Consider the following 13,963-nt stretch of genomic DNA (forward strand, 5'->3'; position numbering starts at 1 on the left):
TCATGAACCTGACAAAGAAATATATATTGTTGCTGCTGGTACTGTCTCTGGCCGGTACAGCCTGTAAGAAAGACTTCCTGGACAAAAAACCGCTCACCGAAATTTCGGCGGATGTTTTCTGGAAGGATCAAAACCTGGCTAAAGCTTATGTAAACACCATTTACAGTCAAATCGGGCAAGGTTTCACCGAGTCCTGGATGAGTTCTGTTGTTGACGAAACTTATTTGACCTGGAGCCGTGGCTGCGAGCCTATAACGCAGGCCTATATCACCCCGTCCAATCTGGGGCGTATGAATGGTGCATGGTATGGTAATGACTACCGGAACTGGGGGACCATTTGGGCGAATATCAAAAACTGCAACGTCTTTTTTGAGAATGTAGATAAAACAACCTTTACTGACGCCAGCTTGAAAAACCGCTTATTGGGCGAAGTTACCTTCATCCGTGCCCTTGAATATTTCGACCTGGTATCCCGATGGGGTGGTATGCCTGTTATTACCAAGTCGTTCAACCTGGATAATGTAGACGAAGCGTCGAAGATGGTAAGAAATACCTACAAAGAAAATGTAGATTTCATCGTTGCCGAATGTGATAAAGCAGCTGCGTTGTTACCGGTAAGTTACAGCGGGCAGGATATCGGCCGCGCTACTAAAATTGCAGCGCTGGCATTAAAATCGCGTATGCTATTGTATGCCGCCAGTCCGCTGATGAATAAATCAGGAGTAGATCCCCTGGTTGGTTACGCAACTCCTGATGCGGCGCGGTGGCAAAAGGCTGCAGATGCGGCCAAAGCGGTCATAGACCAAGCCACGGCCAATGGCTACAGCCTGTATAATAAGTACAGCGATGTTAAGGCTAACTATACCCAGCTTTTTTTGGATAAAAACAACTCGGAGATCATATTTGACCGTCAAAACTTTGGAAGCATGCATTACCTTGACCAGTCGAACGGGCCTAATGGCTATGGCGAATGGGGCGGTAACACCCCTATACAAGAGTTTGTAGACGATTTTGAAATGGCAGACGGCACCAAGTTTGACTGGAACAACCCGGCAGAAAAAAAGGCTCCTTTCGCCAATCGTGATGCCCGTTTATATGCCACTGTGCTATCTGACGGCGACCCCTGGAAAGGAAGAGCTGTGGAGGACCATTTTAATGAGGTTAATGAAGGCGGCAAAGTCGTCTTAAGAGGAGGCAAAGACACCAAGGACGGCCCCAGCAGTTGGAATACCAGCAAAACAGGCTATAACGTACGCAAGTTTCTAAATGAGGCTTATGTCGTTGACAGCTGGACTTTTACCGGTGCATCGGCACAAAACTGGATCTGGTTCAGATTGGCTGAATTTTATTTGAATTATGCCGAAGCCGAATATAATTTAGGTAATGAAGGCGAAGCAAAACTTGCGCTGAACAAAATAAGGCAAAGGGCCCAAATGCCGCTGGCTACAGAAAGCGGTACGGCACTTTGGGATAAAATCGCTCATGAAAGGCGAATAGAGTTGGCTTTTGAAGAACATCGTTATTTTGATACCCGGCGCTGGATGATAGCTGCTACCGTATTGAATAGACCTGCAACCGGTATCGTTATTACTAAAAAGCTGGATGGAACTACAGAATATCTGGCACATACGGGGACCTCAGCCACGTTGGTCGAAGATCGTAAGTTTAAGGAGGCCAATTACTGGCTTCCTATTCCGCAGTCTGAAATAGAGCGCAATGCAGCCTTAAAACAAAACCCGGGTTATTAGCATAGCATAATCCTTTTCATATACAGATCAGAACATGCCCTTTCGCATGTTCTGATTTACAAAAACTTCAATAAAAAAACAGTTATGAATTTCAGAAAAAGCTGCTTACTCTTCATTTATACTTGCTTTATTTATTCATCCGCAGCGTTTGCTCAACAAAACTTCAGCACCTGGGCCCCTACCCCACCCATGGGCTGGAACAGCTGGGATTGTTATGGGCCAACAGTTACTGAACCAGAAGTAAAAGCCAATGCTGATTATATGGCCAAAAACCTGAAAGGTGCTGGCTGGGAATATATTATAGTCGACATCCGCTGGTATGTGGGTAACGATAAGGCACATGGCTATAATGAAAACAACCCCGACTATGTGTTGGACGGATACGGCAGGTTCCAACCCGCTGCCAATCGTTTTCCATCTGCCGCAAACGGTAAAGGCTTTAAACCACTGGCCGACTACATACATAGTAAAGGTTTAAAATTTGGGATCCATATTATGCGGGGCATCCCTGTTGAGGCTGTAAAACGCAATACGCCTATTATGGGCAGTACCGCCAAAGCTGCCGACATTTACAGCACAGAAGGGCAATGCAAATGGCTTAAAGATATGTACACCGTTGTTGCCGGTAAACCAGGTGCTCAGGAGTACTATAATTCGCTTTTTGAGCTTTATGCCTCATGGGGAATAGATTTTGTAAAAGTTGATGACCTTTCCAGGCCCTACCATGGCCCTGAAGTGGAAATGATCAGGAAAGCTATTGACAAAACAGGTAGAAAGATACTACTGAGTACATCACCCGGCGAAACCCCTATAGAAAGTGCCGCTGATGTACAGCAACATGCCAATATGTGGCGTACAGTTGATGATTTTTGGGACAACTGGTCTATGCTCAAAGATCATTTTGATGTTTTTAAAAGATGGAACGCCTACCGCATACCCGGAGGCTGGCCCGATGGCGACATGTTGCCGCTTGGCCGGATCGGTATTCGTGCGGAAAGGGGCGACAACCGTATGAGCAAATTTAGCAAGGATGAGCAATATACCTTGATGAGCTTATGGTGCATTTTTCGCTCGCCGCTTATGTTTGGAGGTGATTTACCCAGCAACGATCCCTTTACACTTGCTTTAATAACCAATAAAGAAGTGCTGTACATATTGCAAAAGAGTACAAACAACCAAGAACTTTTCAGGGAAGGCAGTAATATTGCCTGGGTAGCAGATGACCCCGAAACCGGCGATAAATTTGTAGCCCTATTCAATACAGGGGATGGAGATAGCGCAGTAAAGGTATCTGTTGACTTAAAACAACTTGGGTTTAGCAGAAGCTGCAAAGTACGTGATCTTTGGCTCAAAACCGATATTGGGACAGTGCAAGATAAGTTTGCTCCGATTATTAATAAACACGGAGCAGGTTTGTATCGATTTTCCAAAAACTGAGCGAAAAATTTCTTATGTCACGGTTTAATGCGAATCTAATCTTTTATAAATCAAATGAAAGTACAGTCGGAAAAAAATCACGATCAAAATCTTTAAAGTTGCTTTACTGTTCAGCTTCTTTACTATTTCATATGTCCCCCGTACAAATGTTAAGTGACCAGACAATAGTTATTGACGGCGAGGCTGGAGGCCGGCGGCTTGACGGCATTGGAGCAGTAAATGGCGGCGGTGCTACTTCGGTGTAAATGAAAGATTATCTGGGTAAACAACGAAATCAGGTGCTTGACGTATTATTCAAACCTAAGTTCGGCGCTTCCATATATGACGAGCCGGTCCGAAAATGGTTGAAATCAAAATGGGCTTAACAGTTAAATATATAATTTAATAAAGTGCGGTTGAATGTTTTATTTTCTTTAAGACCTAATAAAATAAGGTAATTAATTCACCTCAATTTGTTAATGACAATCCTTAGTCTTATCGAAGAGCAAATGCTTGTAAAGCTTAAAAATGATCTTTAACATAACTATAGGCTCTTAGGATTAGCTGTGAACTGGTCAGAGACATGGTATACTACAGAAATAACGATATTTTTCTGATGTTATACTGAAAAATTCAAATAACAAGGCGTCCCGGTTCCAAGGGGACGCCTCGTTATTGTTACAGCAAGTTAAATCCATAATCTTCAACTTGTTATGTCATTCATTTTCTCAGATCATCTTTTAATCCGGATGCACTTCAAAAAACCGGAAGATTTTTCCAGAGAGGATTAATATTTCCTTTCGGATCATGGGTTCAGATCCGAGATACTTCTTGCCAGTCCCGGGTTTTATGAAGTTCTCCGTAAACATGAATTCAGGCAGGGCGATTAGAGCCCAAAGAAGCATTAACGCTTAGGAAGTATATCAACCGTTATTGTTACCGTTCAATTCCTTTCGGTTTTTTCGCATTTGTGTCAGTCACCCAATGGCACACGGAGACAAAATTGGAAAGGCTCTAAACCTTCACCACGATACTTAGAACAAACCAGGGATAGCAGACCCAGGTATCTGGTCAATTACTGGACAAGTTAAACGGTCTGATTTGCAATTTGAAAGCATTCCCTCAATATACAAATCCCTAAAGAATATCGCTTTTTCAGAAGCGGTTTGGATACTGCTATGAAGCGCAGAGAGTACCAGCTGCAATCCATCGCGCATTCAAAAATCCTAAAGGGGTTTACTCCGAGATCGTCCGAGTCGGTATTGACATTTTACTTTGTAAAGCTCGCTACCAATTGCTCCATGCTGCACTATTATTATTCTTTTCATCCATAAACAACGAAAAGGCGTTTTGTTTAAAGTGTGACCTGCTAATACCATGTTGGTGGATAAAAAAGTCTCGGGTTCTCGAATCAAGACTTTACTTTTAATGGGGTATACGGCAGAGAATAAAAGCCTAGCTTAGAGGTGACTTACAGTAAATTGAAAAAACAAAAGAATTATTCTATTCCAGATGATTCGAATTTGGACAAGCGAGATCTAAGCATTACCATATACTGATAGGTAAAACAGGACTATGACTATAGTTAAAACCGCATGAGCTGACATCCGTAAAAGAACTGACGGCTCATGCAGGTTTCACACATTAAATTTACCATAGCGGCTTCATTAATGCTACTAAAAGATAAATAATACGTCAATAAAACAGTGGTGATTGATATGAATGCTGCTTACTCCCATTAACGAATACAAGATTCACCTTAATGTACTTTTCACCTTAAAAACAGCCCCGATAATCCGAGCCCCAAACCGTACTTTAAAGTCCTGTATTTTGTTAATCAGTAAGTCGTCAGAAATTTCTTTGCCCCGTCGATACAGTAAAGGCAAGCAGAAAACAAATCAGCACTTTCGTAGGGCTATCCTTTTAAATTTCATCAAAAATGCGGATCGAAATTAAAATATATCGGGTTTGACAAAGCAACCATATTACCGGAAACCGCCGCAGAACGAGGTACCTGCGGATAATCGGTAGACGGTCCTTCAACTATAAGGCGGTAGTACATGCGCTCAACTAATTTGGGCGTATCAGTAAACTCAACGACAGGGTTGCTGCCTGCCATTTTATAGCTACCAAACTTGCGGCCATCTTTAATTACATTCACAGTATAAGTACTATCCGCTTTTACGTTTCCTTTAAGCTCAACACGGAATTTAATAGGCTTACCGGTAGATTTTGCATTATCGCCCATCATCATATCCATTTTGCCGTCCTCGTTAATGTCAGCAAAAAACTCAACGCGTGGTGCATATGGGTTGGCGCTTATGGAAACGCGGCCGTTTACCAGTGCATCTACCACGGCTTGTGCAGTGTGTTTCGCTGCAAAAACCCAGGTGGTTGGGGTACCAATGTAATTTACATCACTTGGCCTGTGGACGTCGCTACCGCCACGTGCAGTAATTCTACGGCCTGAGGCTAACATATCTTCCCAGATCAGGTTTGAGTTAGCGTTTCTGGTCCACTGGCAAGAGTTCCAAACTTCCATGGCATCAACCAGGTCATAAGAAAAACCAAAGTGATCTTTAGGACCGGCCGGGTGGTTGGCCGACAGGTGGATGCCCAATTCTTTTTTCACTTTGGCTATATCCGCATCACGCTGATCACGAACATCATAGAATTTCTGGTGATCGTATGGTGTGGCGGAGAAAGTATTACCATGACCGCGGGTGGTTGTCCATTCTGCACCGTAAAGCATCAACAAAGTATTATCCTTGAAAGCGGTATCGGCCCAGGTATTATGCGCTACATCACCCAAAACGTGATTATCATGATCGGTAATACCAATAAAACCAAAGCCTACAGACTTGGCAAAAGCTTTAATTTTTGAAATAGGGTGACGTGCAGGGTCGTAGCCGCCCTCAGAACTGTAGCTGGAATGAACGTGCAGGTCGCCCTTCATCCATTCACCTTCGGTCAGGCTGGCAATTGGAGGCAATGCGCCCAGCGGCTTGATCCAGGGGTTAACATGGTTTTTGGGTATTTGTTGTTGTGCAGATACCATGTTACTAATGCTGATCATGGCCAGCAGTGCAAATGCGATGCGAATACTATTGTACATATTGATTATTGATTAAGTGATTCTAAAATTATTTACCAGGATAGCCAGGGTTCTGTGTCAAAGTTGGGCTGCGCACAATCTCCGTCACCGGGATGGGGCGTACCAAATACTTAGCATCAATGGTGGCAGGGTGATTGTGAGCGGTGAAAGCATTGTATTGCGCTGCGCGGGTAAGCAATGTTCCGGTACGCTTCAAATCCATCCACCGGTTTGATTCGCCAAAAAGTTCGCGGGCCGATTCGTCGAGCACATCCGTTAATGTGGCACTCCCGGTTAGCAGGTCATTTCCGCTCAACTTGGCTCGTGTGCGCAAGTCGTTGATCAATCCGGTAGCTAACCCTCCTTGTCCTTGTTTAACATATGCTTCGGCCAGGAGCATCATGGTTTCGGCGCGACGGAAGATGTATGTGTCGCGGTGCCCCTGCGGATCTACACCCGAATTGGTATAAACTACTACCGTGGGGTCATAGAACTTCCAGATGATAGGATAAATAGTGTTTGATCCAAAGAACTGATGATACTGATCTGGATTCACCACATAATACGTTGGCTTGTTAGCTGCCTCATAGGCGGAAATATCGCTTGCGCTCATTGCCACGCGGGGCAGGTAGATCACGTTATCGCCTGCCTTAATTGCGCCGTTAGGCCCTGTTGCATTGGCAGCAGCCACGATGTGTCTTTGTAAAAACCGCTCAGACGCCCGGTAATCAGTAGCGGCATAGAGGTTGAAAAGGTAAGAAGAAGGCTGATAAGAGGCATCCTGCCGCCAGTACGGCGCTGCCAGCGCTCCACCCGGAAACCTGTCGGTCCAAAATTTGAACTGCTGATAAAGGTTGTTGCCGGTTTTGTTGTTCGCATCGGTGCTGGAATAGCGGGCCGCAAAGATGACTTCTTTATTGCCACCAGCCGAGTATTGGTCGCCGAAGAGTGCATCCCATGTGCTGAGTGTCGATTTGTTCATAGCACCCTGCAAATTGCTAACGGCATTTGCCAAATCGGCCGATTGCGCATACGATTTATAGCTGCGCGTAAGCAATACCTTGCCAAGTAGGTGCTGGGCCATGGCCTGGGCTACGCGTCCATAGTCGCTTGGGTCGGCAGGCAACTGGGCGAGGGCTTGATTAAGATCGGCCACAATTTGTTTATACACATCTTCTTCAGAAGAGCGGGTAAAATTGTAGGTAGCCTGGGTCACCTCGCTGGTAATCAGTGGCACGCCTCCAAAAGTCTCCACCAGGTTAAAATAGGCATAAGCCCGCAGGGCCAGCAGTTCGCCGGTGCGGGTGGCATATACTTTCGGGTCTATATTCCCTTTTATTGCAGCTCCGCGTGTTAGGGCTGTGTTAGCCTTGGTTACCAGGTTGTAGTTGTCGGTCCACCAGCCCTGGCTTTCGTCGCCCGTAAATGTAGTGTAATCGTTAAGTGGCAATTGAGTGTCATCTACCACCCCTGTACGATCATACATATCTGTACCGTACCACATATGCGAAGTGTTTTGCAGCAAGGGGCGCAGGTATCTGTATGTTTCGTTCACCAGCTCCTCATATGAGTCTTGAGTAACAAAATACTTGTCACTCGTCACCGACGAGGGGTTAACTTCTTCCAGGCTGCACGATTGAGCGAATACCAGCAACCAAATTGCTAATATATAATTGATTGTCTTTTTCATGATTAATAATATGATGTGCGTGATCCTTAATGAATTAAAACGCTAAATTGAGTCCGAACATAAACTTACGTGTCATCGTATAACCATAGGTTTGCGTGTCCTTGCCTGCATTTTCCGGGTCCCAGCCTACATAATCGGTAAAGATGAAGGGGTTTTGACACGAAGCGAATACGCGCAACTTGCTAAGCCCCATTTTGCCTGTCAGGCTCTTAGGCAAATTGTAGCCGGCATTGATATAACCCACCCTCACGTACGAAGTCTTCTGATAATATAATACCTCCATCGGGCCGGAAGGTACGCCGGGGCGCACCCAGGTACCACCGGTATTTTGTGGGGTCCAGTAGTTGAGTTTCAGCACATTGAAATTCTCGTTGTCCTCCAGCGAGTATGATCCATGGAACTGCGAATATGAATATTGTCCCTGACGGGTGGTCACCGTAAATGCTAAGTCAACATTTTTATAAGTAAAAGTATTGGTGATGCCTCCTGTCCATTTAGGGAAAAGCGATCCTTTAAATACCTTGTCGGCATTGTTGATCGTGCCGCTGTTATCAATATCGCGCACTTTGATACTGCCTGGTGCCAGTCCGTATTTTTTCGCTTCTGCAGCCTCGTTTTCACCCCAATAACCAATCTGGTCATAGGTCCATACAACACCCACGGGTTGCCCCACAAACCAACCGTTGGCCTCATCGCGGCTCGAACCATCCGAAAGGCTTACAATTTTATTACTATTGGACGCAAAGTTGAGTGATGTATTCCATGAGAAGTTATCGGTTTTAATGTTGACGGTGTTTAGGCCAATTTCAATACCCTTGTTGTTAACCGAGCCCACATTGTCTGTCAGACTGGTAAACCCATTAAGGACAGACATCACCCTGTTCATAATAACGCCGTTGGTGCGGCGGTTGTATAGGTCGATCGTTCCGCCGATCCTTCCTTTGAAGAGTTCAAAGTCTAAACCAAGGTTAAACTCGTTAGTTCGCTCCCACGTCAAGTTTTTATTTGCAAAGCGCGTTATGGACGATGTATTCACCACATTTGAGGTGCCAAAAAGGTACCTAGCATTGGCTACTGTTGGATAACTGCTATAAGGCGACACACCATTATTGCCCGATACACCATAGCTAAAGCGTAGTTTCAAATTAGAAAGCGGGGTTTTGTCTTTCAAAAACTCCTCTTCAGAGATTCTCCAGGCAGCTGCTGCTGAGGGGAAGAATGCCCATTTGTGCCCTTCCGCAAGTTTAGAGCTACCGTCTGTACGCCCTGTAGCGGTTAAGAGGTAACGTCCCTTATAGTCGTAGTTCAGACGTCCAAAATACGAATCCAGCTGTTCTTGTATATAACCAGTAGACATGGAAGACATCGTTCCGGCTCCCAGGTTATACCAATCATAAGCATCGGTAGGGAATGCTCTTGCCGCCTCGGCCGAATTCATGATGGATGATTTATAATAGGACGAACCCAAAAGAAAATTTACGGTATGATCACCCCAGGTTTTATCAGCTTGCAACAAGTTGTCCCATGTATATTTTACCGTACGTCCTGCCTGGTATTGAGCACTGCTATTGGCCAGCGCTCCTGCACCGGTTTTTGTCATCGACCCGATGTACGATCCATATTCTAAATGCGTGATATCGGGAGCAAAGGTGGTGGTAAACTTCAGCCAGCTCAGTGGTTTCACTTCAAGGTATACGTTTCCAAAAGTATGCGTGTTGTTGGTTTGCGTATGCCTGTTCTTCTCCTCTATAAAAGGGTTGGTAATGGTTGTTATTCCGTCCGGATAGAACTTAAGCGACCCGTCTGCATTAAACTTATCAGACAACGGATTGAGGCGATAGATGGTCCGGAAGGTTTCGGGGCTGGCTTGCTTAGTGATTTCGTAAGCTGTATAGATGGTAGTCCCAATTTTAAATGTTTTGTTAATCTGCTTATTTAGCGATGCATTCAGGTTGTAGCGGGTATAGCCGTCGCCCTTAATTTCGCCATTTTCCGAATTGATTGCTGCGCCCAGGCTGTAAGTAAGCTTTTCTGCACTGCCATTCACGCTCAATGCATGTGATTGCGAATAAGCCGTTTTTAAGATTTCATCCGGCCAGCTAATAGATTTGCCTGCCTTGTAGTTACTGTATGCCGCCTGGCCAAGCAACTGTTGCAGGTCAGGTTGGTAGTTAGGGTTGGTATAGTTTTGTCCTTTGCTACGGTCTATTCGATATTGTACCCACTCATCGGCGTTGGTGAAGTGAGGTAGATTCATGGCGGAGCTCACCGTGCCTGAGCCTGTATATTCTACAGTATTTCTGCCTTGCTTTCCTTTTTTGGTAGTAACGATGATAACACCATTTGCCCCGCGCGAACCATAAATGGCCGTTGAAGAAGCATCCTTCAATACGTCGATCCGCTCAATATCGGTTGGCGAGATATCATTGATAGAATTGACATAGATACCGTCCAACACATAAAGGGGTGGATTAATGGCACTTAAGTCCGTGCCCGTTTTAATGGTGTTTTGTCCGCGGATGGAGATATCGAAGCCTCCACCAGGCTTAGTACTATTTGTTACGATGTCTACACCCGGTAGCTGACCGGCCAGTGCCTGGATGGCGTTGTTGAAGTGCGTAGCTACCAGCTTATCGTTGGATACAGAGCTCAGTGCGCCGGTAAGGTCGGCACGTTTCTGCGTACCATAACCTACTACAACCACTTCGTTTAGTGCAGAAACATCCTCCATGAGCGCTACGGTAATATCATTACGATTAGCGGTTACCTCCTGGGTTTTGTAACCAACATAAGTAAATACCAATGTTTCATTTTCGTTTGGGACTATAATGCTGAACTTACCGTCTTTATCTGTAATAACAGCCCGGCCGTTTGACTTGCATTTTACAGCCACACCAATCAATGTAACACCCTTTTCATCTACCACCTTTCCTGTTATTGTTTTTGGAGGTTCCGGCGCTGTTTTTTCTTTTACAACGATGGCTTTGTCTTCGGTAGTAATAGTGTAAGTAAGGGGCTGGTTGCTAAAGATTTCTGCGAGCGCATCCTTCAATTCCGCGTTTTTAATGTTCACAGTAACCGGCTTAGCTCTTTGAATAAGCCTCAGGTTATAAAAAAAATCATACCCGCTTTGATTACGGATATCATCAAACACCTGCTCCAGCGAAGCTTTATTTTTATTGAGCGTAATTTTTTGCGCGTAAGTAGCTGCACTCACCTGAAGGATGGCCGTTGTTAGTATGATGATAGTCAGTTTCATAATTAACAGGCATTTTTTTAGGACATGGTAAAAAATACCAAGCCTAACTTTTGAGAAAGTTTTATACATTTGTTACTAAGGGTTTAATCGAAAAAATCTTGTTCGCATAATATTTTTTCCGCTAACGCGGTAGGTAAGCCCAACATAGGCCAGTGGTGGTTCCAAGCACCTCTGGCTTTTTAGGTTACCGTTTGCTGTACTGGTTTATTGCATAACGGTTACCCTCCTTCCTTCAACTTTAAAGTGAACATTCCCGGTTAATTCCATGATCTTTAATGCAGATGATAGATTTTTGTAGCGTGATATTTTTCCGCCGAAGCGCAGAGAAGGATCGATATTGCCTGTGTAACTGACTTTTACATCATACCAGCGGGCTATCTTGCGCATAGTACTTTCCAGGTTTTCATTAAACTTGAAATAGCCGTTTTTCCAGGACGTTACATCTTCCAGATCAGCAACTTCTGTCACATTCATCTCCACATTGCTAACCTGCGCCTGCTGACCGGGCACCAATATACGCGACCTTCCATTATCCGAAATCCTAACCGAACCTTGTAACAGGGTAGTTCTCATCATTTGCTCATCATCATAAGCCATGATATTGAAATGTGTACCCAAAACCTCAACAGTCTGGCTTTTACTCGCCACCTTAAAAGGCATTTTCTCATTATGGGTAATCTCAAAATAAGCTTCGCCTTTCAGTTGTACCTTACGTTCGTTTCCCACGAAGCTTATTGGGTAAGTAAGGCTCGATTTTGCATTCAACCAAACTTTCGAATTGTCAGGCAGTACAACCTGCCATTGCCCGCCGGCCGGCGCTTCTATTGTATTATATTCAGGCAGTTCATCACCACCAGTCGATTGATCTGATATTTTATAAACGATTTGTCCATTAGCGGTTTTCGTGATCTGTGCTTTACCCTGCACCGCAATTTGGCCATTGCCGGATTCAGACAGAATAATTTTTTTACCGTTGCCTAATGTCAAAACAGCTTTATCACCACCTGGCTTAATGTCAACCTTTTGTGCGATGATGTTATTTTTTTCAAGCTTTAAGGTACGGTGATAGATAAGCGCCACACTCGTTATGATCAGAATTACGGCAGCGGCAGCTAATGACGGCTTCCATGAAGATTTTTTCTTTACTGGCGTTATAGGCAAACCGGCCATTTTTTGCTGAAGTTCTTCAAAATGCCGATCGCGCAGCATTTTCTGAGATGTTTTGGCCATCATAATCACCGTTCGTCTCAGTTCTTCTATCTGTAGGGCATCTTCGGGATGGTCTTCCAGCCATTGATTCCAATGTCTCACATCATTATCGTTCCGTCCGAAACAATAGTTCAGAAAACTCTCCTGATGAAGTAATTGCATGAGGTCTTTTTCAAGCATTTGCTAAAGCTTTGCATAATAGAGCAAGACACTCACAATTTTTCCTATGCTTTTTTAAAAAAAATAAAAAAACAAGGCAATCAATGAAATAACCACAGAAAGCACGTCCACATATTCCTGCCCGATGCGTTTTCTAAGCTTATTGACTGAATTATAAATGGTGTTATAGGCTGTTTTGACAGAGATATCATTGACATCTGCTATTTGTTCGTAGCTGAGATCGAGATAGAATCTCTGATAAACAATTTTGGTTTGGCTTTCAGACAATTCGCCAATGTATGATTGCAGCACCTCGGCTACTTGTTTTTGGGTTGTTTGCTGAATATATTCAGCCTCTACCGATGGGTAAACGGGCATCCCAGGCAGATCCAGCAGTTCCAGACTTTCTTCTGCGCCAAAATGTGGTTTACGGAACAGATTACGGATAAAAGCAGTTACCAAATAGTTATGATGATTACGGATGTGCAACAGCCTGCTTCGATTCTCAAACACGAACAGGAAAAGATCATTAATGCAATCTTTCGACTTATCCAGCGTGGCACCTCTCAAATTGCCTATATAGATCAGGTAATCATGATAGTGAGAGTAAAGCACATAAAAAACATCCTGATCACCTTCCAAAAGGAAAGTATCCCAATGCGCTTTTAACGCTAAACCGGATTTACCAAAACTGGGCATTTATTAAGAGCTAAAATGGGGTAGTAATTCGGGTTACAAATTTGGTTACTGCCCGTGCATTTCCGGTTTAGCCAATATTATTAATTTGTTAAAATTTATACCCGCCAGGTTTACTTTAAACACCCATTAAACGCTATGGTTGAAATATTTTAAATAAAAGCGGCCGGTAAACTTAAACTTGACAGTCAAATAGTAACTTTTATCAACAAGATTTCCTGAAGGTAACTGCTCCAGTTTATTGATTATAGCTGTTTCCAAGTCTGATTCACGGCAAACTCCATCAGAAAGGTATTTTGTGTGAAAGTCAATGGCAAATACGAATACTTTTGCCTTTCAGCGCTGGCTTTGAACAGCCGAACATCGAGCTGCTCTATTTCCCCTACAGCTGGCTGCCGGGCTTTATTACACCCGCACATGGCAGGTCCGTTCGACCTGACCGCACCCGTAACTAAAATGCTGGCCATCGGCCGTTGGACTGAAAAAGGCATGGATAAAGCCGCCCGCTTCAGTTTACCGCTGGCCGACGCTTACAACATAAAAATGATGAAATGGCTGCCGTGATAATTAAGAACGTCTACGACGAATTATTGAAACAGAGTTTGACATTTCTGCTATTGTAATTGATCTGATTTTATAAAAAAGTATCGCCATTAAATTTTATGCAAATAAAAAACCCCAACTCGCCAGAG

8 protein-coding genes are annotated in these 13,963 nt (G+C 44.1%); 3 read left to right on the forward strand and 5 right to left on the reverse strand.

The window, feature by feature from the left end:
• Window positions 1-2 precede the first annotated feature (2 nt).
• The gene (locus SNE25_RS27835; protein ID WP_321562285.1) at window positions 3-1,748 is read left to right on the forward strand and encodes a RagB/SusD family nutrient uptake outer membrane protein; all 1,746 of its coding nucleotides are present in this window, start codon (window positions 3-5) and stop codon (window positions 1,746-1,748) included.
• 84 nt (window positions 1,749-1,832) lie between these two features.
• Window positions 1,833-3,185: a glycoside hydrolase family 27 protein gene (locus tag SNE25_RS27840; protein WP_321562286.1), complete on the forward strand. Its 1,353-nt coding sequence runs from the start codon at window positions 1,833-1,835 to the stop codon at window positions 3,183-3,185.
• 1,912 nt (window positions 3,186-5,097) lie between these two features.
• Here SNE25_RS27840 and SNE25_RS27845 read toward each other — a convergent pair.
• The 5 genes from SNE25_RS27845 to SNE25_RS27865 all read right to left on the reverse strand — a co-directional run bounded on the left by SNE25_RS27845 (window position 5,098) and on the right by SNE25_RS27865 (window position 13,274).
• Window positions 5,098-6,279: a CehA/McbA family metallohydrolase gene (locus SNE25_RS27845; protein ID WP_321562287.1), complete on the reverse strand. Its 1,182-nt coding sequence runs from the start codon at window positions 6,277-6,279 to the stop codon at window positions 5,098-5,100.
• Window positions 6,280-6,307: 28 nt separating this feature from the next.
• Complete coding sequence (locus SNE25_RS27850; RefSeq protein ID WP_321562288.1) at window positions 6,308-7,948, reverse strand: RagB/SusD family nutrient uptake outer membrane protein; 1,641 nt, start codon at window positions 7,946-7,948, stop codon at window positions 6,308-6,310.
• A gap of 34 nt (window positions 7,949-7,982) precedes the next feature.
• The gene (locus tag SNE25_RS27855; protein WP_321562289.1) at window positions 7,983-11,207 is read right to left on the reverse strand and encodes a TonB-dependent receptor; all 3,225 of its coding nucleotides are present in this window, start codon (window positions 11,205-11,207) and stop codon (window positions 7,983-7,985) included.
• A gap of 204 nt (window positions 11,208-11,411) precedes the next feature.
• Window positions 11,412-12,596 carry a FecR family protein gene (locus SNE25_RS27860; protein ID WP_321562290.1) on the reverse strand — a complete coding sequence of 395 codons (1,185 nt, stop codon included), beginning with the start codon at window positions 12,594-12,596 and terminating at the stop codon, window positions 11,412-11,414.
• Window positions 12,597-12,650: 54 nt separating this feature from the next.
• Entirely contained in the window at window positions 12,651-13,274 is a 624-nt protein-coding gene (locus tag SNE25_RS27865) for an RNA polymerase sigma factor (RefSeq protein WP_321562291.1), read from the reverse strand.
• A 297-nt stretch (window positions 13,275-13,571) separates the two neighbouring features.
• Here SNE25_RS27865 and SNE25_RS27870 point away from each other — a divergent pair, with 297 nt between their 5' ends.
• Window positions 13,572-13,835 carry a hypothetical protein gene (locus SNE25_RS27870; protein ID WP_321562292.1) on the forward strand — a complete coding sequence of 88 codons (264 nt, stop codon included), beginning with the start codon at window positions 13,572-13,574 and terminating at the stop codon, window positions 13,833-13,835.
• The last annotated feature ends 128 nt before the right edge of the window (window positions 13,836-13,963 follow it).

The sequence above is a fragment of the Mucilaginibacter sabulilitoris genome (assembly GCF_034262375.1).
Lineage (GTDB): Bacteria > Bacteroidota > Bacteroidia > Sphingobacteriales > Sphingobacteriaceae > Mucilaginibacter > Mucilaginibacter sabulilitoris.